The organism is Glutamicibacter soli (assembly GCF_052322135.1).
In the GTDB taxonomy this organism is placed as follows: domain Bacteria; phylum Actinomycetota; class Actinomycetes; order Actinomycetales; family Micrococcaceae; genus Glutamicibacter; species Glutamicibacter soli.
In genome coordinates this window covers 2,083,412-2,104,084 of the sequence record NZ_CM125969.1, presented here as the reverse complement: position 1 = coordinate 2,104,084, position 20,673 = coordinate 2,083,412, and the positions used below count along the sequence as shown (strand labels likewise).

The window sequence follows — 20,673 nt, the reverse complement described above, 5'->3', positions numbered from 1 at the left end:
CCGCCGTTTCTGGCAAGGAGCCACCATGAGCAGCACTCCCGAGGTCATCCACGTGGTGGCCGCCTCCCACGGAACCGACAACCCCGACGGCCAGCGGCTGATCAACCACCTGCGCGGCCAGCTCGAAGTGCTGGCCGCCGGCTGGCTGCCCGAGCTGCGCTGGCACGAGGCCTATGTGGACGTGCAGCGCCCTTCCCTGCCCGAGGTCCTCGACGGCCTGCCCGCCGGCGAGCCTGCCGTGGTGCTGCCGCTGCTGGTGGCCGACGGCGTGCACACCACGCAGGATGTCGCCCAGGCCGTCGCCTCCCGGGAGCACACCGTCGCCGCTAAGCCGCTGGGCCCGCTGCCGCAGCTCGCCAGGGCGCTCGCGCAGCGCGCCCAGGGTCACCTGGATGACAACCCGCAGGTAATCCTGGCCGCGGCCGGGACGCGGCTGGAAGTCGGCCAGCGGCAGGTCGTCGAGCTCGCCGGGCAGCTCGGGAACCTGCTGGAGCGCGAAGTCCAGGTGGCCTACTGCGCCGGGGCGCAGCCGAACGTCCTGCAGGCTGTCGCCGAGGCGGGCACCCGCCCGGTGCTGCTGCTCAGCGTCCTGCTGGCCGACGGCTACTTCCAGGACAAGCTGGCTAGCACGGGAGCCGCGGTGGTGACAAGGCCGCTGTTGCCGGACGTAACGATCGCAGAATGTTTCCTCGTGCAACTGAAATCTGCGCTTGAAACCGCCGGTTTCATGACGCCGCATGACGAAGTTCGACCTCTCTAGGCCTCGCGTGTTCATGTGACATCCGGCGGTTGCCAGCGCCCGGGGGCGGTTTTCTACGCTGGATCACATGACGCAGACAACCACACCGGCCCGGCCCCAGCGGGCGGCCAAGCCCAATGGCCAATGGAAGATCGACGGCACCACCCCGCTGAACGCGAACGAGGAAATGAAGGCCGCGGACAACGGCCTGAACGTCCGGGCGCGGATCGAAGAGATCTACGCCGTGCAGGGCTTCGATTCCATTGATCCCGAGGACCTGCACGGCCGCTTCCGCTGGTGGGGCCTGTACACCCAGCGCGCCCAGGGCATCCCGGGCGGAAAGACCGCCACGCTGAGCCCCGAAGAGCTCGAAGACCGCTACTTCATGCTGCGGGTGCGCATCGACGGCGGCGCGCTGACCACGCAGCAGCTGCGGGTGATCGGGGGCATCTCCACCGACTTCGCCCGCGACACCGCAGACTTCACCGACCGCCAGAACATCCAGCTGCACTGGGTTGACGTGGTGGACGTGCCGGAAATCTGGCGCCGGCTGGAATCCGTCGGACTGCACACCACCGAGGCCTGCGGCGACGTGCCGCGCGTCATCCTCGGTTCCCCGGTCGCGGGCATCGCCGCCGAGGAGATCATCGACCCGAGCCCGGTCATCGCCGAGATCTCCCGCCGCTACATCGGCAACCCGGAGTTCGCGAATCTGCCGCGCAAGTTCAAGACCGCCATCTCCGGGCACCCCAGCCAGGACGTCGTGCACGAAATCAACGACATCGCGCTGATCGGCATCGAGCACCCGCAGCTGGGCCCGGGCTACGACCTCTGGGTGGGCGGCGGACTGTCCTCCAACCCGCGGCTGGGCGAACGCCTGGGCGCCTTTGTCACCCAGGAGCAGGCCCCGGACGTCTGGGAGGGCGTGACCTCCATCTTCCGCGACTACGGCTACCGCCGGCTGCGCAACCGGGCCCGGCTGAAGTTCCTGCTGGCCGACTGGGGAACCGAGAAGTTCCGCAAGGTCCTTGAGGAGGAATACCTGGGCTACGCGCTGCCGGACATCGGACCCGGCCCGCAGCCTGCCACCGCCGGGGACCACTCGGGGGTGCACCCGCAGAAGGACGGCAAGTTCTTCATCGGGCTCACCGCGGAAGCCGGACGCTCCTCCGGCACCACGCTGACCGCCCTGGCCGACCTGCTCGAAGCCCACGGCTCCACCCGGCTGCGCACCACCCCGCACCAGAAGGTCATCGCCCTGGACATCGCCGAGGAGCAGGTCAAGGACTTCGTGGGCGGCGCCCGCGCGCTGGGCCTGGAAGCCTATCCGGGGCTGCTTCGCCGCTCGGCCATCGCCTGCACCGGCATCGAATACTGCAAGCTGGCCATCGTGGACACCAAGAACACCACCATCGACGCGGTGCGCGAGATCGAATCCCGGCTCGCCGACCACAACGGCAAGCTGCCCAAGGCGTTGTCCCTGCACGTGAACGGCTGCCCGAACTCCTGCGCCCGGGTGCAGACCGCCGACCTGGGTTTCAAGGGCCAGCTGATCACCAACGACGCCGGGGAACAGGTTTCCGGGTTCCAGGTGCACCTGGGCGGCACGCTGGCCGGGTTCGAGAACGGCGAAGCCACCCTGGGCCGCACCGTGCGCGGCCTGAAGGTCGCCGCCCACGAGCTGCCCGACTACGTCGAACGCGTGGTGAAGAGCTACTCCGCCCAGGCCGAAGACGGCGAATCCTTCGCCGCCTGGGCGCACCGGGCCGCCGAGGAGGACCTGTCATGAGCACCCGAACCCTGAAGACCGAGGACGAGCTGCGCGCCATCGCCGCGCTCGGAGCCACGGAGCTGGGCTGGGACGCCGGCGCCGCGCAGGTGGTCGAGTTCGCCGCCCGCCACCTGGAGGTGTCCGAGATCGCGGTGGCCTGCTCCATGGCCGACGCGGTGCTGCCGCACCTGGTCGCCCGGCAGCTGCCCGGGGTGGACGTGCTCTTCCTGGACACCGGCTACCACTTCACCGAAACACGCATCACCCGCGACGAGGTCGCCGAAAGGCTTCCGGTCAGAGTGGTGGACGTGCTGCCCGAACTCACCGTGGCGCAGCAGGACGAAGAATACGGCAAGGACCTGTTCGCCCGCGACGCGGCCGCCTGCTGCAAGCTGCGCAAGATGGACCCGCTAAAGCGTGCCCTGTCCGGCTACGGCGCCTGGTTCACCGGGGTCCGCCGCGACGAGGCCCCCACCCGCAGCAACACCCCGCTGGTGTCCTTCGACGAAACCCATGGGCTGCTCAAGTTCAACCCGGTGGCGACCTGGAGCTTCGATCAGCTGATCGGCTACGCCACCGAACACCAGGTCCCGGTGAACCTGCTGCTGGCCCACGGCTACCCGTCCATCGGCTGCGAGCCCTGCACCCGGCCCGTCGCCGAGGGAGAGGACCCGCGCGCCGGACGCTGGGCCGGCCTGTCCAAAACCGAATGCGGCATCCACATCTAACTTTTGAAGGACCTCCCCATGAGCCTCACCGCTACCGCCCCGACCGGCACCCAGCGCAGCGTCCTGGACGCCCTGGAATCCGAATCCATCCATATCATCCGCGAGGTGCTCGCCGAATTCGAGAAGCCCGGACTGCTCTTCTCCGGAGGCAAGGACTCCGTGGTGGTGCTGCACCTGCTGGCCAAGGCCGTCTACCCGGGCCGCGTGCCGATCCCCGTGGTGCACATCGACACCGGCCACAACTTCGGCGAGGTGCTGAACTTCCGCGATGCCGTGGTCGAGAAATACGGCCTGAACCTGGTGGTCGGCTCCGTGCAGGAGTACATCGACCGCGGCGAGCTGGCCGAACTGCCCGACGGCACCCGCAACCGGCTGCAGACCCGGGTGCTGCTTGACACCATCGAATCCAACGGCTTCGACGTGGTCTTCGGCGGGGCCCGCCGCGACGAGGACAAGGCCCGCGCCAAGGAGCGCATCCTGTCCCTGCGCGACGAGTTCGGCGTCTGGGATCCGCGCAACCAGCGCCCGGAAATCTGGAACCTGTACAACGGCCGCCACGAGCCTGGCTGGCACGTGCGCGCCTTCCCGATCTCCAACTGGACCGAACGGGACATCTGGGCCTACATCCAGCGCGAGAACATCGCGCTTCCCTCCATCTACTTCGCCCACCAGCGCCAGGTCTTCGAACGCGACGGCATGTGGCGGGCGGTCACCGCGGTCAGCCAGCCCGAACCGGCCGAACAGGTCGTTATCCGCCAGGTGCGCTACCGCACCGTGGGGGATGCCAGCTGCACCGGCGCGGTGCTTTCCGCCGCTGACACCGTGGAGAAGGTGCTGGACGAGCTGGCCGTGGCCACGCTGACCGAACGCGGCGCCACCCGCGCCGACGACAGAATTTCCGCCGCGGGCATGGAAGACCGCAAGACCGAAGGGTACTTCTAAGATGACCACCACACTTTTGCGCATCGCCACCGCTGGATCCGTGGACGACGGCAAGTCCACGCTCGTGGGACGGCTGCTGCACGACGCCAAGGCCATCCTCGCCGACTCGCTGGACGACCTGGCCCGCACCAGCGCCGAACGCGGCTTCGGCGGACAGGCCGGCGCCCTGGACCTGGCGCTGGTCACCGACGGGCTGCGCGCCGAACGCGAACAGGGCATCACCATCGACGTGGCCTACCGCTACTTCTCCACCGCCCGCCGATCCTTCATCCTGGCCGACTGCCCGGGCCACGTGCAATACACCCGCAACACCGTCACCGGCGCCTCCACCGCCGATGCCGCCATCGTGCTGGTGGACGCCCGCCACGGGGTGCTTGAGCAGACCCGCCGCCACCTGGGGGTGCTCGCCCTGCTGCGGGTGCCGCAGCTGGTGCTCGCGGTCAACAAGATGGACCTGGTCGACTGGGACGAGCAGCGTTTCAGCGCCATCGAAACCGAGGCGCTGGACCTGGCCGGGCAACTGGGCCTGCAGGCCGCCACCGTCATCCCGGTCAGCGCGCTGCACGGGGACAACGTGGTGGATCCCTCCGCCCACAGCCACTGGTACGCCGGGCCCACCCTGCTCGGGCTGCTCGAAGAGCTGGCTCCGGGGCGCCCCGCCGGGACCGCCCGGCTGGACGTGCAGTACGTGATCCGCCCGCAGGGAGCGCTGGCTCCAGGCCTGGACCCGGAAGCGTACCGCGACTTCCGCGGCTATGCAGGCACCCTGGCCGACGGCAGCCTTTCGGTGGGAGAGACGGTGGGCATCCTGTCCAACGGCTACCCGGCCACCAGCCGGGTCAAGGCCATCGGCACCCCGTCCGGGCCGGTGGGCACCGCGCAGCCGGGGGAGGCGATCGTGCTTGAACTTGAGGACGAGGTGGACATCGCCCGCGGGGACACCGTGGTGGCAGGTCAGCTGCCGCAGGCGGTGCGCGAATTCGACGCCGAGGTGTGCATCCTGGCCCCGGCCACGCTGGCCGAGGGGCAGCGGGTGCTGCTCAAGCACGGCACCAAGGTCGCCGCCGCGAAGATCGGGCCGATCAGCCACGTGCTCGACGTCGCCGACTACTCGCACCGGCAGGCCGACACCTTGGGGCTCAACGACCTGGGACGGCTCACGGTGCGCAGCTCCGCGGCCCTGAGCCCTGCCGAATACAGAGATTCGCGCACCGGCGGCAGCTTCCTGCTCATCGAACCGGCCACCGGGCGCACCCTGGCCGCCGGGATCATCGGAGCCGGGCATGCAGCCGCCTGAGCGGCCGGCCGCCGGACGCACCCGGCTGACCGCGCACGCCCCGCGCGCCAACCGGCGCGGTAGGGCCTTCGGGGCAGCCGCGGCGGGGCTGCTGGCGGTGGCCGCGGTGCTCACCGCCTTCGTCCCGGCCCCGGCCAAGAATGCCGGCACGGCCGCCGACCAGGGACCGGCCGCCACCTTGCGCCTGGGCTACTTCGCGAACGCCACCCACGCCCCGGCGCTGGTGGCCGAAGCCAAGGGCATCCTGGACAAGGCAGTGGGCGCGGACGGCACCACGGTGGAAACCCAAATCTTCAACGCGGGCCCCGCGGCCATCGAGGCGCTGAACTCCGGGGCCATCGACGCGGCCTACCTGGGTCCCAGCCCTGCGCTGAACAGCTACCTGTCCAGCGGGGGGACCTCGCTGCGCGTCATCGCCGGGGCCGCCTCCGGCGGGGCCAGCCTGGTTGTCTCCAAGGACATCACCGAGGTGTCCCAGCTGGCCGGCACCGAACTTGCCACCCCGCAGTACGGCGGCACCCAGGACGTGGCGTTGCGCAGCTTCCTGAAGGAGCGGGGCCTGGATGAGTCGGTCACCGTCACCCCGAGCTCCAACGGCACCGTGCCGCAGCTGTTTGCCCGCGGCTCCATCGACGGGGCCTGGCTGCCCGAACCGCACGCCTCGCTGCTGGTCAAGCAGTACGGGGCGCACCGCCTGGTCAACGAGGCGCAGTTGTGGCCGGAAGGCAAGTTCCCGACCACGGTGCTGGTGGCTTCGCAGGAGTTCATCACCAAGCACCCGGACACCGTGCGGGAGCTGGTGCAGGCCAACGCGGAGGCCATCGTCTGGCTGAACACCACCGGCGAGCAGCAGAAGCTTCACGCCGTGCAGCAGGCCCTGGCCGCGCACGGCGGCGGCACCCTGTCCGATGAGGTGATCTCCGCGGCGCTGGACCAGATCAGCTTCGACCAAACGCCGCTGAGCGGAACCTTCGACACCCTGGTGGCCCATGCGGCCGCGGTGGGCATCGGGGAACCGGGCAGCACGCAGGGTCTGGTGGATGACTCCTTCGCCGCCGGGGAGGGGAAGTAATGGGAGTGCAGCTGAACGAGGTGTCCCTGAGCTACCCGGGCACCGGGCTGGTCATCGACAGGCTCAGCGCCCGCATCGAGGACGGCGAATTCATCGCAGTGCTCGGCGCCTCGGGCTGCGGCAAGTCCTCGCTGCTGAACCTGATCGCCGGGCTGCTGGCCCCCACCGAGGGCTGGCTGGACGTCCCGGACGACGGGGCGGCGTTCATGTTCCAGGATTCGAACCTGCTGCCCTGGCTGAGCGCGGGCCGCAACGTGGAGCTGGCGCTGAAGCTGGCCGGGCATCCGAAGGACACCCGGCAGGCACGGGTGGACCAGCTGCTGGAGCTGGTCCAGCTGGGGCACGCGGTGCACAAGAAGCCGCACGAGCTCTCCGGCGGCATGCGCCAGCGTGTGGCGCTGGCCCGGGCGCTGGCCCAGGACCGGCAGGTGCTGCTGATGGACGAGCCCTTCGCGGCCCTGGACGCCATCACCCGCGACCTGCTGCACGAGGAACTGCGCTCGCTGTGGGAACAGACGGGCAAAACCATCATCTTCGTGACGCACAACGTGCGCGAGGCCATCCGCCTCTCCGGGCGCATCCTGGTCCTCTCCTCCCATCCCGGACGCATCCTGGAAACCCGGAGAATCACCGAGGACCTGCGCCGCAACCCGGCGCAGTCGGCCGCCCTGGCCGACGAACTGACCACCATCCTGCGAAAGGAGCAGCGCAAGCATGAGCGCACTGACGCAAACTAGGGCCGCCGCCGCGCTCCGCCCGGCCGCCGTGCTGCGCCGCCGCGGGCGCGCCGATGCGGTTATCGCCCCGCTGATCACCCTGGTGGTGCTGGTCAGCCTGTGGCAGATCGCCGCCTGGGCTTCGCCGCTGCGCGAGGACCTGTTCCCCGGCCCGGCGGCCGTGGCCGCCAAGCTGCCCGAGCTGCTGGCCGACGGGACCCTGCTTTCCGCGGTGGGCACCTCGCTGTTCCGGGCGCTGTCGGGCTTCGCGATCGCGGTGCTGGTCGCCACCCCGGCGGCCCTGCTGCTGGCCCACCTGCCGCTGCTGCGCAAGGGCCTGGGCCCGCTGGTCTCGGCCATGCAGGTGCTGCCCTCTATCGCCTGGGTGCCGGCGGCGATCATCCTCTTCGGGCTGAGCGACGCGACCATCTACACCGTGCTGCTGCTCGGGGCGATTCCCTCGATCATCAACGGACTGCTCTCAGGCATCGACATGATCCCCGCCCAGTACTCGGCCCTGTCCCGGGTGCTCGGTGCCAGCAGGCGCCAGCATATCGTGCATGTCGAGCTTCCCGCGGCGCTGCCCGGCTACGTGGCCGGGCTGCGCCAGGGCTGGGCTTTCGCCTGGCGCTCGCTGATGGCGGCGGAACTGATCGCGGTGGGCGGCTCACTCGCCCTGGGCGTCGGCTCGCTGCTGCAGCGCGGCCGGGATCTGGCCGACCTGCCCCTGGTGATGTTGGTCATACTGGTGATCCTGCTGGTGGGCGTGCTGATCGAACTACTGTGTTTTGCCCCGCTGGAACGCAAACTGCTGCGCGACCGCGGAATGACTCGAACTGGAGAAAACCATGGCTAACGGACATATCACCCTCATCGGCGGGGGACCGGGCGACCCGGAACTGATCACGGTCGCCGGCTACAAGGCCCTGCTCGCCGCGGACGTGGTGCTGGCAGACCGGCTCGGGCCGACCGAACTGCTTGCGGACCTGGCTGACGATGTGATCGTGGTGGACGTGGGCAAGGCCCCGGGCTGCCACGTGAAAACCCAGGACGAGATCAATGAATTGCTGGTCAAATACGCTTTGGAGGGAAAGAACGTGGTGCGCCTGAAGGGCGGGGACCCGTTCGTGCTGGGCCGCGGCGGCGAAGAGCTGCTCTATGCGGCCAAGTTCAACATCCCCACCCGGGTGATCCCCGGCATCACCAGCTCCATTTCGGTTCCGGCTGCCGCCGGCATCCCGGTGACCCACCGCGGGGTGGCCGCAGGTTTCACTGTGGTCAGCGGCCATACCGAGCTGGCGGATGTGCCCATCCGCAGCGACCACACCCTCGCCGTGCTGATGGGAGTCTCGAATTTGCCGAAAATTGTTGAGACATTGCTTACCCGCGGTTTACCGTCAAGTACGCCAATTGCGATAGTTGAGCGAGGTTACTCACAGACGCAGCGGACAACTATCGGTACGCTAGAAGGGATTGTAATGCGAGCCCGCAAGGCCGCAGTGGCGAATCCGGCCGTCATCGTGATTGGTGATGTCGTTCGGCTAGCCCCGGAAGCCTCCGACAGCCTGGCAGGCCTCCTGCCGCTAGAGAACGCCGACGCCCCTGCGGCGGCCACATTCGTTGACTAAGAAAGAGATGTTGTTTGATGAGTGAACTGATCGTCCCCGAGCACCTTTCGGCCCGCGCCCTGCGCGTGGCAATTGTCGGCGCCGGCCCGGCAGGCATCTATGCCGCTGATCTGCTCAACAAGAGCCAGCCGGTCTCCTCCGGCGCGCTGAGCCTGAAGGTAGACCTGTTCGACGAGCTGCCAACCCCGTTCGGCCTGATCCGCTACGGCGTGTCCCCGGACCACCCGCGTATCAAGGGCATCATCACCGCCCTGCACAAGGTGCTGGACAACGACTGGATCGACTTCTACGGAAACGTCGGACTGGGCCGTGACATCACCCTTGAGGACCTGCGCGCCCGCTACGACGCGATCATCATCGCCACCGGCGCCCAGAAGGACGCGGACCTGAACATTCCAGGCATCGACCTGGACGGTTCCTTCGGCGGCGCTGACTTCGTGTCCTGGTACGACGCCCACCCGGATGCAGACAAGGACTGGGACCTGTCGGCCCGCGAAGTCGCTGTCATCGGCAACGGCAACGTGGCGCTGGACGTGGCCCGCATCCTGTCCAAGCACGCCGACCAGCTGCTGGAAACCGAAATCCCCGCCCACATCTACGCGCAGCTGAACGACTCAGCCGTCACCGACGTGCACGTGTTCGGGCGCCGAGGCCCGGCCCAGGTGAAGTTCACCCCGCTGGAACTGCGCGAGCTGTCCCACTCCAAGGACGTGGACATCGTGCTGTACCCGGAGGACTTCGAATTCGACAAGGCCTCGGATGAGGCCATGAAGACCAACAACCAGACCAAGACCATGGTCTCCACGCTGACCAACTGGCTGATCGAGCAGGAAGAGCGCGAAGAAGCTCCAAGCGCCTCGCGCCGCCTGCACCTGCACTTCCTGCAGTCCCCGATCGAGGTACTGGGCGAAGACGGCAAGGTGACCGGCCTGAAGGTCGAGCGCAACGAGCTGGACGGCAACGGCGGCGCCCGCGGCACCGGCGAATTCATCGAGTACCCGATCCAGGCGCTCTACCGCGCGGTGGGCTACTTCGGCTCGGCCGTCGGCGAGATCGAATACGACGGCGCCAAGGGTGTGCTGCCGAACGTCGAAGGCCGTGTCCTGGACGCAACCGGCACCCACGTGCCCGGCCTGTACGCCACCGGCTGGATCAAGCGCGGTCCGGTTGGCCTGATCGGCCACACCAAGGGCGACGCCCTGGAGACCATCAACCACCTCTTGGAGGACCTGGGCTCCCTGGCCCAGCCGTCCATCGAGCAGTCCATCGCGGATCTGCTGGACGAGCGCGGTGTGCAATTCTCCGACTGGGATGGCTGGAAGTCCCTGGACGCGCACGAGAAGGAGCTGGGCGCTGCCGAAGGCACCGTGGCCACCCGCTTCGGCGACATCACCCGCGACCGCATCAAGGTTGTCGATCGCGAAGACATGTTGGAATTCTCCCGCGCAAAAAAACTAGCTGAGAGTCTGTAAGCTCCACCCCAGACTCTGACATCTCAGGGATGGTCCCGCCGCACTGCCGGCGGGGCCATCCCTGGGTGTTTGTGCAGTGAACCGGTCCCGAGGGCGGTTCAGGCGAGCAGCGTGTCCCAGAGGTAGTCCTCGGACACCACTGGAATGCCGTAGTCCCGGGCCTTCTTGGCCTTGCCTGACAGGGAATCCGGATCCGCGGCCACCAGCAGGCTCACCTTCTTGGTGATGGCGCCATGCGGAACATAACCAGCGGCCCGGAGGTCCTCCTCGATCTGCGCGCGGGCCCGGGACATGTCCCCGGTGAGCACCACCAGAGATCCGGGAGCAAGTTTTCCGGCAGATGGCACCGCCTCAGCCGTGGCTAGTTCGATATCCGCAGGCGGTCTCAGCGCTCCCTGCAGGCTTTGCTGCCCAAGCCCGAGCAGGCCGGCGACCGTCTTGAGATCCAGAAGTTCTTTCTCGGTCAGCGTGCCGTCGGCCCAGGCTGCGCGCACCAGCTGCTGGAAATACAGCTCGTGGAGTTCCAGCGCCCCGGCCCGGTCGAGTCTCAGCTCCGCGGCCAGCGAGATCAGCTGCTGTTCCTCGTGGGCCGACAAGTACCGGTCCATCAGCGCCCGGTCGAGGATCGCCAGGTAGTCGTCCTGGGCTTCGGTGCCGGTGAACTGGGGCAAGCGGGTGGTCAGCCGGTCCAGGAAGTGGCGGGCCGGTTCGGCGTCGGCGGCGGCCCGTCGCACAGGAATGATGCGTCCTCCCGGGGACGCCTTGATCCACGCCGATTGCGCCGCCCGGCCAAGGCGCAGATCCCATTCGGGATTCTGCTCATCGAGTTCCATGTAGCGCGAGAGCAGGACTGCGGTGGCGGCCGCGTCCCCGGCCGCGCTGTGGGCTTCCAGGAGCTCGATGCCGAAGGAATCGCAGCAGTCCTGCAGCGAGCGCCCGGCGCCGTGCAGGTACTGATGGGACATGCGCATGGTGCACAGCCCATGCTCTAGGAAGTGCCCCGGCACCGGCATGCCGGCCCGGCGGAACTCCGCGTCCAGGAACCGTGCATCGAAGGAGAGGTTGTGGGCCACCAGCACGGTGCCTGACAGCCGCCATGCCAGTTCTGCGGCCAGGTCGCTGAACGTCGGGGCACCGAGCAGATCACGGCTGCGGATTCCATGCAGCGACTGCTTGCCCAGGTCCCGCTGCGGGTTGACCAGCGTTTCCCAGCGGTCCAGCACTTCGCCGTCGCGGTTCATTCTCACGATGGCGATCTCCGCGATCCGGTCATGTCCGCCGGGGAACAGCCCGGTGGTCTCGGTGTCGAGGACGGAGAAGACTCCGCTGGCCATTTTCATATTTCCCCCTGTACTTTTCTCCGGCTGAATCCGGTAACTCCCATTCTGCCCACCGGATGCGCGTGGCTGAAACCCTGGGGTTCACATATGATCAGTTCACAGTCGCTTTTTCGTTCAGGTCGATCCCGACGCCCCAGGCCTCGGCATGAAATGGATGGTGTACCGTTTATGCGCAACGCTTTTCCTTCATCCCTGCGCCACCTCGCTGAGGGGACACGGCTGTATGGCCGGGACCAGCCAGGGCAGATGGCGGCCATTCTCGCCCTGAGCATTTACCTTCCCTTGACCCTGCCGCTGCTGCGCGAGGGAGTCTGGATCGGCTTTTCCGCGTGGGTTGAAGCCGTGACGGTACCGGGTCCCGGGCTGATTCTGGCAGGCTATGCGGTGATTGTTGCCATCGTGATCGCGTTGGCCCTGGCAGCTCCGGGCCTGGCCGCCACTGCGCCGCTGGCGCCCTACCCTGTGGAGCGGCCGGTGAAGATCCGCATCCTGCACAATTGCCGGATCTTCCTGGGCAGCATGATCGGTATGGGCGCGATCGGGGTGCTCTTTACTTCCGGCATTGAGCGCCTTGAACACATCGTCTGTGTTGCCATTGGCGCTGTGCTGCTGCAATTGGGCCATCTTGACGAGGTCAACGCGGCGCAGGCCGACGCCGTGCTTGGACTTCTGGGGGAAGAACCGCTGCAGGCCTACGACCAGTGGTATGCCAAGCAATGGGGGAGGCCAAGAGCCGGTGGACGGGTCCGCGCCCGGGCTTCGCTGGTTCGCCGCAAGCTCTGGATCATCGCGCTGATGATGCTGGTTCATCTGGGTGTGCTCGTGGCCTACATTGCGATTGTCCACGGAACCGCGGGCTTGGTCCGACACTGGGCGACGGTGCTGTTCCTGTCCGCCGCCGCGTCGGTGGTGAACCTCTTGATTATCGACGCGGTCCTTATGACGCTGCTGGCGATACGGCACACTAGGGGGAGCCGTCACAGCAGATGGGTTTCGCATCCGGAGACGTATTTCGCGCTCATGGCCATGGGCGCCAAGGTCCTCGCCACCGCGGCCATGGCCGCGCTGCCGGCGCTGTCGTTGACCGAAGGGGATCGGCAAACGTCGCTGGCGTACCTGCTCTTCCTTGGCATTGAATTGCTCCTGGTTTTTGTGCTGGTGCTGCTGCTAGTTCGCAGATGGCTTGCACCGGGCAGCTTGCCTCCGCAGCCGCTGGGACGATACGACGGCGATGCGATGGAGGTGCTGCTCAAGAAGCGGGCGGCCCGGGACCGCGCAGCCATACGCGGGGCGGTTGCCTACCGAAGGCATCATGCCGCCGCCATGGCATGGGGCAAGTCTTCCTGAGCCGAACAAACGCCGCGGCCGTTCCCGGCTGAATCGGGGGAACGGCCGCGGCGTTATTTAGTCGGCGGGTGCTAGGCCCTTAGGCGCCAACAGCCTTCGAAGCCTTGGCGGCAGGAACGCTGCGGCGCAGCATGACGAACAGCAGAACCATGCCGACCGTCAGCGCGATGTGCCCCAGCCCGGCGATACCTGCAATCATGGCGCTGGATTCCTTGCCCAATACGGTCAGCGATCCGTGCACGGTGAGCATGGCCGCGGTCAGGACGACACCGATGTTGTAGGTCCACATGAACCATGCGTAGAGCTTGGCATGGGCGCTGATGTTGAACGCCTTCTCCAGCAACAGGACCATGAGCAGGACCATGAATCCGAGCACCAGCAGGTGGGTGTGGACGACTGACAGCTGGGTCCAGCCGCCTTCCGGGAAGTCGTTCATTTTGGTGAATTCGCGGTAGAACAAGCCGGAGGCCACACCGACGGCCATGTAGATGAACGAAAGATTGACGAGCTTACGCATTGATGGAGCTTTCTGTCGAAGGTGAAGTTTCGGATTCAACGGCATACTGGACGCCTGAACCCTTGCCGAAGACCGGCTTGTTGTTGGAACCGAGGACTGCGAACAGTGCCGGCAGCAGCAGGGTGCGGACCACGAAGGTATCCAACAGGACGCCGAGGCCCACGATGAGTCCCAGCTGTCCCAGAACCATCAGCGGCAGGGCGGAGAGGGCTGCGAAGACTCCGGCAAGGACCAGGCCGGCGCTGGTGATTACCGAGCCGGTGCTGCGTGCCGCATTGGCCACGGCATCTGTCAGCGAGGACGTGGCGGAGTTCTGGCGGACTCGCTGGGTGAAGAAGATCGTGTAGTCAACACCCAGAGCGACCAGGAACACGAAGGCCAGCAGCGGAACCTGGACGTCCAATGCCGAGACATCGAAGACCATCGACGAGATCAAGGAGCCGAGTCCCACGGCCGCCGCGGCGCTGAGCAGGTTGACCAAACCCAGAGACAGGGCCGTACGCCAGGAACGGGTCAGCCAGCCGAGCATGGCGAAGCAGATGATCATGATCATCGGAGCGATGACATACAGGTCGCGCAGGTGGCCCTGATGCGAGTCGTACTGCGATGCGCTCTGCCCGCCCACCAAGACCGTGGCAGTGCTTGCCTCGTCGGCGGTCGAACGGATCTGGGCGACCAGATCCATGGCCTCGGAGCCGGAAGGATCATCCGAGGAGATCACGGAGAACTGCGGCCAGGAGGAATCCCCGAGTTCGCGGGCTTCGCCGACGCGCACCACCCCGTCGAGGCCCTTGAGCCGCTCCTGCAGGACAGTGGTGTCGGATCCATCAACCAGCACGGTGATTGGCTGTGCTTCGCCGGCCGGGTAGTGCTCGGAGAGCACGGTCATGGCGCTCGCCGATTCGGTCGGGGTACGGAACTGCTGGGTCTGGTCCAGACCGAGACGGGTTCCGGTCAGCGCGCCGGCCAAGACCAGCAGCAGCACAACCAGGGCTGCGAGGTTGGCCCCCGGTTTGCGCATGACCGCGGTGGCGGCTTTGCCGAAGTACTTGCCGCGGGTGTTCGGCTGGCCCGGCTTGGGAACCAGCGGCCAGAACACCTTGCGTCCGCACAGAGCGAGGACCGGCGGCAGCAGCAGGAAAACGAACAAGGCTGCGATGAGCAAGCCGGCGGCGCAGACGATGCCCAAGCCGCGGGTGTCTTCCATGACAGCAAGAGACAAGGTCAGCAGAGCCAGGACTACGGTGAGGTTGGAAGTGAGGATTGCTTCGAAGCTGGCGGCCCAGGCCTTGGCCAGCGCCTTGCGGTGGTCCTCGTTCTTCTGCAGTTCATCGCGGTAGCGGGAGATCAGCAGCAGCGCGTAGTTGGTGCCCGCGCCGAAGACCAGCACGCTGAGCACGCCGGAATCGAAATGCAGGTCCCAGGCGTTGCCCAGAACGTTGGCGACCATCGAGGCGCTACGGTCGGCCAAGGCCACCACGGCCAGCGGAATCAGCCAGAGAATGGGGGAGCGGTAGGTGGCGATTAGCAGCACCGCCACGATGCCGACGGTGACTGCCAGCAGGGTGAAGTCGGCGCCTGCGAAAGCCTGGCTGACGTCAGCTGCGAAGGCGGTTGAACCAGTCATCTGCAACTGGACGAGGGACAACTCGTGCGCGCCCAGCCAGTCGCGGATCTCGGTCAGGGTCTGCTTGTCGGCGTCCAGGTCGACGGTGTCCCAGGAAACTGGAACCATCACGGCCTTGGCGTCCTCGCTGGGAAGAGCTGGACCTGTCTTGACCGCCAGGTCGGAGGCCATCTGCGGTGCGAGCTTGGTGACCTGATCGATTTTGCTGCTGCTCAACGCTTCCCCAGTGGAACCGTTGGCGACAAGGATGGCGGAGGTTGTGGTGCTGTCGCTGTTCTGTGCCAGCAGTTCGGCGACCTTGGCGGAATCTGAGCCGGCAACGAGCGAACTGTCTGCGCGCTTGGGGGCATCCACCCCGCTCAAAGCGCCAAAGAGCAACACGACCACGGCGAGCAGGGCCACGGTCCACCAACGGGCTGAACGCCGGGAAGTCAGCGAACTGGCGACGCGGGAAATGACTGGAACTTTCATACTTCCAGTCAACTCGGATTAACAGTGTCTGCCATCGTGGCTTGTGCTGATTCAAAGATCAACCGAACGGTTGAGGCGGCCTCGGGCGAGTCGCCATGGCTTCCGCCTGGTTAGAGCAGGCCGAGGTCCTTGGCTGCATGGATTGCCCCCGTGCGGGAGCTTGCCTGGAGCTTGTCGAAAATATGCACCAAGTGGGTTTTGACTGTCGCTTCCGAGACGAAGAGGGTCTTGGCGATCTGCTTGTTGCTGGCACCGGTCGCCAGCTGCTGCAGCACTTCGGACTCTCGCTGGGTGAGTTCCACCTTGGGACGGCGCATCCCAGCCAGCACCCGTTGCGTCATTTCAGGTGCCAAAACCAGCTGCCCTGCCGCAGCCTGGCGGATCGATTCGATAATGGTCTGGGACGAGACGTCCTTCAGCAGGTAGCCTGCCGCTCCGGCCTCGATGCACTGGATGATCTCGGCATCCTTGTCGAAGGTGGTCAGAATGAGCACCTGCGGGGGATTAGGCATCGCCCGCAACGCAGCAGTGGTCGCCACGCCGTTCATGCCGTCGCCCAGGCGCAGATCGCACAGCACCACATCCGCCGGATCCCTCTGGGTGATCGCTACCGCTTCCTCGCCGCTGGAGGCCTCCCCGAGCACCGAGATTTCCGGATAATTGGCCAGCAACGCCCGCAGTCCGGTGCGGACAATGGGATGGTCATCAACCAGCAGCACTTTGATCACTGTGCATCCTTCCGAGGAGTCATTGGCAGGTGCGCGCACAGGGCGGTGCCTTCACCTGGTGAGCTTTCAATGTCCAGGCCGCCACCGAGCTCGCCCAATCGCTGGATCATTGCGGTCAAACCAAAGCCGCCGGCTGGTGTTGCCCCGTGTCGCGGTGACTCGACATCAAATCCTATGCCGTCATCAACGATATCCATGCGCACCTCGTTGGCAAGCACCCCAAGGTTCAGGCTGACCCGTGTGGCCTGCGCGTGGCGCCTGACGTTGGACAGTGCTGACTGCGCCGTACGCAGCAGCGCAATCTGGATGCTGGGATCCAGCGCGGGGATGCCTTCCTCAACGTTCAAGCGAGTCGCGACTTTCGAATCAGTTTCGAATGACGCCAGTACACGTTCCAAGGCTCCGGCGAGCGCCTGGGTGTCCAGTTCCGCCGGGGCCAGTGCCGCGATGATCCGGCGCAAGTCGTTGAGCGACTGTCCGGAGAGCTCATCAATACGCGCCAGAGCGTCCAGGGCAGTCTGCGCATCCGCGGCAGCGGTTGCCGCCTTGGCATGGAGCCCGATCGAGGAAAGCTGCTGGGCCACCGTGTCGTGAATCTCCCGCGCCAAGCGGGTGCGCTCGGCAGCGATACCCGCCTCATGCTGCGAGCGGGCCAGTTCTTCCTGGAGGTCCGCCATTTCCTGCTGGGCACGCATCAATGAATCCACCAGCTTGCTGCGGATCTCCGCATCGCGTTCAAGCTGCAGGTAGCCGCGGGAGATGCCCCAGGCGAACAATCCGCCGACCAAAGGCCCGACGACGGATGCCAAGGAGGACTGTCCATTGTGCAGGTACGGGGTCATGATGGTGAAGGCGTAAAGCACCAGAGACCAGAGGATGGACGGGAGCAAGGGCAGCTGGTGTCCCAGCAACAGCCAGAGACTGAACGCCAGCCACATGAACTCCGGGGTCGTCCAAAGGCTCGCCACCCAGACGGCCAGGAGCACGGCAATCCACCAAGATGGAAGCTTGGCTTCCCCGCGCACCGCCATGCGGACGAAGCCGGCAATGTACCACCCAGCAAATAGCGTTGCCGCCAGGAGCACCGGCCAGAGGCTGGCTTCCGTGGAGAGGCCGCGCAGCACCACCACCGCGAGAAGGATGGCGGTGACCACATGCTGGCCCCAGCGGAGGATCGCCGGTGAAGTGATCAGCTGGTGTCCTGATTCCAGATGTGGCGCTGAGGACGGGTAAAGGCTCATGTCTTGAGACTACCGAACATCCGTGGTTGGCCATGTTCCTCTTTTGGGGAAGGAACGCTATGCGCTCGCCGATTTCCCTGGCTCCAATCCGATGTTTTATACCTCGGCAAAGTTGCTTCCCGAATTGGGCGAGACGAATAGGGGGATATGAAAATCCCCTCCGCGTAAACTCAGTACATGTGCATCGCTTTCGTTCAGATGTCGGCCTCTGATGCCGACGAGCTGCTCAAGTTCCTGACCGCCAATCGATTCCCGTTCCATGTCCAGCAGGCACCCCGTGGAGAAGACGTACGGACAAGAATCGAAAATAGCTATTACTAGAATGAAGACCGGCAAGGCTACTGGGTAGCGCAAGGCGAACAACGCATTGGAATGGTTGTCTTGGAAGACTTGCAGGACGCCGAATCTCCGCTGTTCGATCTGCGTCTGGTCGAGTCGTATAGAGGGCAAGGGATCGGCGTGAAGGTACTGCGCGCCCTATGCGACTTGGTTTTCGAATCAATGCCGAACACTCTCCGCTTCGAAGGCCAGACGCGGGAAGACAACATCGCCATGCGCAAGACCTTTATTCGCTCTGGGTTTCTAAAGGAAGCTCACTACCGAATGGGATGGCCAACAACGGATGGTCGACCCATGGCCTCGATCGGCTACTCAATCCTGCGTGACGACTGGTCAAGTGGAACCGTCACCCGTTTCGAATGGGATGACATCGCGGTGTAAGAATTTTCTGCCTTTCGGCATCGGTTCCGGCAATCCGCCGGGCTTTACGAGATACCTCGTCGGCTTCATGCGGTGCCTGTTCTAGCCGCATCGTGCAGCACCACCAGCTGCGAGGTGGCTCGGGTCATGGAGACGTAGCGTCGCACGGATCCTTCCACGCCGGAACCAAAGCGCTCGGGCCGGTACAGCAGGACAAGGTCGAATTCCAGCCCCTTGGCCTGCTCAGGGCTCAACGCGGCAACCCTCGGCCGCGGTACGAACGAGTCGTGGCCGATGACCGCGGCGATACCTTCAGCGTGGTTTTGCAGCCAGGCACTGAGAATCGGTTCCAGTTCATCGGGATGTGCATATCGTACCGGTGCGCCATCGGAGCGAATGGACACAGGAACATTCGCCTCAGGCATCTGCTGGCGGATGACACTTGCGGCGGCATCCATGACCTGGGCGGTGGTTCGATAATTGATGTTCAGTTGTGCAACATTGACGTCCCGTATGCCTGCCCGGGCTAGGCGCTCAGCCCAGGACTCGCTGAAACCTCCAGTTGCCTGCGCCCGGTCGCCGACAATCGTCAGGCTGCCCGAGGGACAACGCCTCAGCACCATCGCCCACTGGGCATCGGTCAGATCCTGGGCTTCATCAACAATCACGTGGGAGAAAGGCCCTGCCAAGGCGTCGCCAGGTGGTTCCTCGACGGACCGTTGCTGGATTAAGCGATCCTGCAGGTCGGAATTCATCAGCTGCGAGGACAGGTCTTCCTTGTCATCGGCGGAAGCGATCAGGTCGTCGATGACCTGTCGCATCAGCCTGCGTTCCGAAGCGAATTCGGCGGCACGCCGCAAACGGACCTGCTCACCGTGCGGGTCGCCAACCAGCGCCCGGGCTGCATCGAGCAACGGCAAATCAGACTCGGTCCACGCTGTCCCGGCCCCTGCCTGCAGCAGCGTGTCGATGTCGTCCAAGCTCAGCTCCCGGGCACAGTAGCGAAGCAAGGGTGCGTTCGAATACAGGGTCCGCAAGAGATTGCCCGGATCCAAGACAGGCCAGTACTCCTCCAAGCAGGCATCCAGCTGGTCGCTGGTAGCAACTGCTTGCCTGGCTTCTGAACCGCTGACCTCGTCGCCGGATATCTTCGCCGCCAACTGGTCGACAAGTATCTCGCGCAACTGGGAGCGCGCGGCGTTATGGTCCAAACCCGATTCGAGCGAATTCACCGCGGCCGTCCATTGGGCAGGGGAGAGCATGAGATCAGCCCACGGGGTTTCAATGACCAATTCCTGCACGGGAGGCTGTTCGAACACCTGAATGGCTCGTTCCACGGCGTCAACCATCGCGGCGGTAGCCTTGAGCTGCCTGATGCGCGCGTCGGACTCCACCTCGATGGCACCAGCGTTCGAAACCATGTTCGAAAGTGTTGAAACCAGTACCTCGTCCTCCCCGAGGTTCGGCAAGACGTCGGAAACATAGGCTGTATAGGAATCATGGGGACTTACCACGAGCACCCGACCGCCCTGGCTTTTCATCCGAACGTCCGAATACAGCAGATACGCGGCACGATGCAGCGCTACAACAGTCTTGCCCGTCCCCGGACCCCCGTCCACCACGAGGGCCCCGGTCGATGGTCGGCGGATGATCGCGTCCTGGTCGCCGTGGATCGTCGCCAGGACATCCTGCATCTTCCCGGTGCGCTGCTCACCCAGCAATGCAAGAAAAGCCGAATGGTCATCCAGCGAGGTGCTGTCGCCCAGATGCTCCAGGTCGAACACCTCGTCGAAGTAGCCGGCGATCAACTGCTTGCGCCAGCGGTACCTCCGGCGCATCACCAAACCCTGCGGGTTCGCATGGGTCGCAGCGAAAAACGGTTTCGCAGCTGGCGCACGCCAGTCGATCATGAGAGGGTTGCCCTGTTCATCGCTTAGGCCCAGGCGTCCGATGAAAAGGCGCTCGCCGGAAGACGTCTGCATAAATCCCAGGCAGGACTGGGGACCGACGCGGTCCAGCTGCGCCAGCCGCTGGCCCAGCTCGGTGACTTCCACGTCCCGTTCCAGGGATTGTTGCAAAACCCCCGCCCGGTCGGCACCGCGCGAAATGAGCCGGTGCCGGGTTTGGGTTCGAAGGTACTCCACACGCAGCCAGATTTCTTGCAGTCGCACATTGTCCGCGTCGAGCGACCCGGCAGGCAAGCGGCCGGCCTGCGTGTTGGACAGTGCGAAAAAATCAGGTAGCGGCGCGCCAGCGGCTGAAGGGAAATAGGGCATTCGAAGACTCCTGGCATTGCATCAAACTAGCGGGGCAAACATCGATTATGCGCCCTGCCCGG

The 20,673-nt window shown here is 65.6% G+C and carries 18 protein-coding genes; 12 read left to right on the top strand and 6 right to left on the bottom strand.

Annotated features, from left to right (window positions below; genetic code table 11):
• The first annotated feature begins 25 nt into the window (after window positions 1-25).
• The 10 genes from ACTX90_RS09950 to ACTX90_RS09905 all read left to right on the top strand — a co-directional run bounded on the left by ACTX90_RS09950 (window position 26) and on the right by ACTX90_RS09905 (window position 10,365).
• Window positions 26-760, top strand: coding sequence for a sirohydrochlorin chelatase (locus ACTX90_RS09950; RefSeq protein WP_443442031.1), 735 nt, complete (start codon window positions 26-28; stop codon window positions 758-760).
• A gap of 67 nt (window positions 761-827) precedes the next feature.
• Window positions 828-2,528, top strand: coding sequence for a nitrite/sulfite reductase (locus ACTX90_RS09945; protein WP_443442030.1), 1,701 nt, complete (start codon window positions 828-830; stop codon window positions 2,526-2,528).
• A complete protein-coding gene (locus ACTX90_RS09940) occupies window positions 2,525-3,238 on the top strand; it encodes a phosphoadenylyl-sulfate reductase (RefSeq protein WP_120989321.1) in 714 nt (237 codons plus the stop codon). Before ACTX90_RS09945 ends, ACTX90_RS09940 begins: the two co-directional genes overlap by 4 nt.
• An 18-nt stretch (window positions 3,239-3,256) precedes the next feature.
• Window positions 3,257-4,180, top strand: coding sequence for a sulfate adenylyltransferase subunit CysD (cysD, locus tag ACTX90_RS09935; RefSeq protein WP_443442029.1), 924 nt, complete (start codon window positions 3,257-3,259; stop codon window positions 4,178-4,180).
• 1 nt (window position 4,181) lies between these two features.
• Window positions 4,182-5,477, top strand: coding sequence for a sulfate adenylyltransferase subunit 1 (locus tag ACTX90_RS09930; protein WP_443442028.1), 1,296 nt, complete (start codon window positions 4,182-4,184; stop codon window positions 5,475-5,477).
• Window positions 5,464-6,549 carry an ABC transporter substrate-binding protein gene (locus tag ACTX90_RS09925; RefSeq protein ID WP_443442027.1) on the top strand — a complete coding sequence of 362 codons (1,086 nt, stop codon included), beginning with the start codon at window positions 5,464-5,466 and terminating at the stop codon, window positions 6,547-6,549. The genes ACTX90_RS09930 and ACTX90_RS09925 overlap by 14 nt, the downstream gene beginning before the upstream one ends.
• Window positions 6,549-7,286: an ABC transporter ATP-binding protein gene (locus ACTX90_RS09920; protein WP_047119293.1), complete on the top strand. Its 738-nt coding sequence runs from the start codon at window positions 6,549-6,551 to the stop codon at window positions 7,284-7,286. Before ACTX90_RS09925 ends, ACTX90_RS09920 begins: the two co-directional genes overlap by 1 nt.
• Window positions 7,264-8,121 carry an ABC transporter permease gene (locus tag ACTX90_RS09915; RefSeq protein WP_053798263.1) on the top strand — a complete coding sequence of 286 codons (858 nt, stop codon included), beginning with the start codon at window positions 7,264-7,266 and terminating at the stop codon, window positions 8,119-8,121. The genes ACTX90_RS09920 and ACTX90_RS09915 overlap by 23 nt, the downstream gene beginning before the upstream one ends.
• A complete protein-coding gene (cobA, locus tag ACTX90_RS09910) occupies window positions 8,114-8,893 on the top strand; it encodes a uroporphyrinogen-III C-methyltransferase (RefSeq protein WP_120989326.1) in 780 nt (259 codons plus the stop codon). Before ACTX90_RS09915 ends, cobA begins: the two co-directional genes overlap by 8 nt.
• A gap of 17 nt (window positions 8,894-8,910) precedes the next feature.
• A complete protein-coding gene (locus ACTX90_RS09905; RefSeq protein ID WP_424677936.1) occupies window positions 8,911-10,365 on the top strand; it encodes an FAD-dependent oxidoreductase in 1,455 nt (484 codons plus the stop codon).
• Window positions 10,366-10,463: 98 nt separating this feature from the next.
• Here ACTX90_RS09905 and ACTX90_RS09900 read toward each other — a convergent pair whose 3' ends face one another.
• On the bottom strand, window positions 10,464-11,699 hold the full coding sequence (locus ACTX90_RS09900; RefSeq protein WP_443442026.1) for an exonuclease domain-containing protein: 1,236 nt from the start codon (window positions 11,697-11,699) through the stop codon (window positions 10,464-10,466).
• 252 nt (window positions 11,700-11,951) lie between these two features.
• On the opposite strand from ACTX90_RS09900, the gene ACTX90_RS09895 reads away from it, so the two are divergent.
• Window positions 11,952-13,052: a hypothetical protein gene (locus tag ACTX90_RS09895; RefSeq protein ID WP_443442025.1), complete on the top strand. Its 1,101-nt coding sequence runs from the start codon at window positions 11,952-11,954 to the stop codon at window positions 13,050-13,052.
• Window positions 13,053-13,131: 79 nt separating this feature from the next.
• Here the strand turns inward: ACTX90_RS09895 and ACTX90_RS09890 are convergent, their stop codons facing one another.
• The 4 genes from ACTX90_RS09890 to ACTX90_RS09875 all read right to left on the bottom strand — a co-directional run bounded on the left by ACTX90_RS09890 (window position 13,132) and on the right by ACTX90_RS09875 (window position 17,636).
• Window positions 13,132-13,569, bottom strand: a complete 438-nt coding sequence (locus tag ACTX90_RS09890) for a DUF2871 domain-containing protein (RefSeq protein ID WP_120989330.1) — start codon at window positions 13,567-13,569, stop codon at window positions 13,132-13,134.
• Window positions 13,562-15,667, bottom strand: coding sequence for an MMPL family transporter (locus ACTX90_RS09885; RefSeq protein ID WP_443442024.1), 2,106 nt, complete (start codon window positions 15,665-15,667; stop codon window positions 13,562-13,564). Before ACTX90_RS09885 ends, ACTX90_RS09890 begins: the two co-directional genes overlap by 8 nt.
• 110 nt (window positions 15,668-15,777) lie before the next feature.
• Window positions 15,778-16,395, bottom strand: coding sequence for a response regulator (locus tag ACTX90_RS09880; protein WP_443442023.1), 618 nt, complete (start codon window positions 16,393-16,395; stop codon window positions 15,778-15,780).
• Complete coding sequence (locus ACTX90_RS09875; protein ID WP_052772387.1) at window positions 16,392-17,636, bottom strand: sensor histidine kinase; 1,245 nt, start codon at window positions 17,634-17,636, stop codon at window positions 16,392-16,394. Before ACTX90_RS09875 ends, ACTX90_RS09880 begins: the two co-directional genes overlap by 4 nt.
• 381 nt (window positions 17,637-18,017) lie before the next feature.
• Here ACTX90_RS09875 and ACTX90_RS09870 point away from each other — a divergent pair, with 381 nt between their 5' ends.
• Window positions 18,018-18,356: a GNAT family N-acetyltransferase gene (locus ACTX90_RS09870; RefSeq protein WP_443442022.1), complete on the top strand. Its 339-nt coding sequence runs from the start codon at window positions 18,018-18,020 to the stop codon at window positions 18,354-18,356.
• 65 nt (window positions 18,357-18,421) lie between these two features.
• Here ACTX90_RS09870 and helR read toward each other — a convergent pair whose 3' ends face one another.
• On the bottom strand, window positions 18,422-20,611 hold the full coding sequence (gene helR, locus ACTX90_RS09865; protein WP_052772386.1) for an RNA polymerase recycling motor ATPase HelR: 2,190 nt from the start codon (window positions 20,609-20,611) through the stop codon (window positions 18,422-18,424).
• Window positions 20,612-20,673 lie beyond the last annotated feature (62 nt).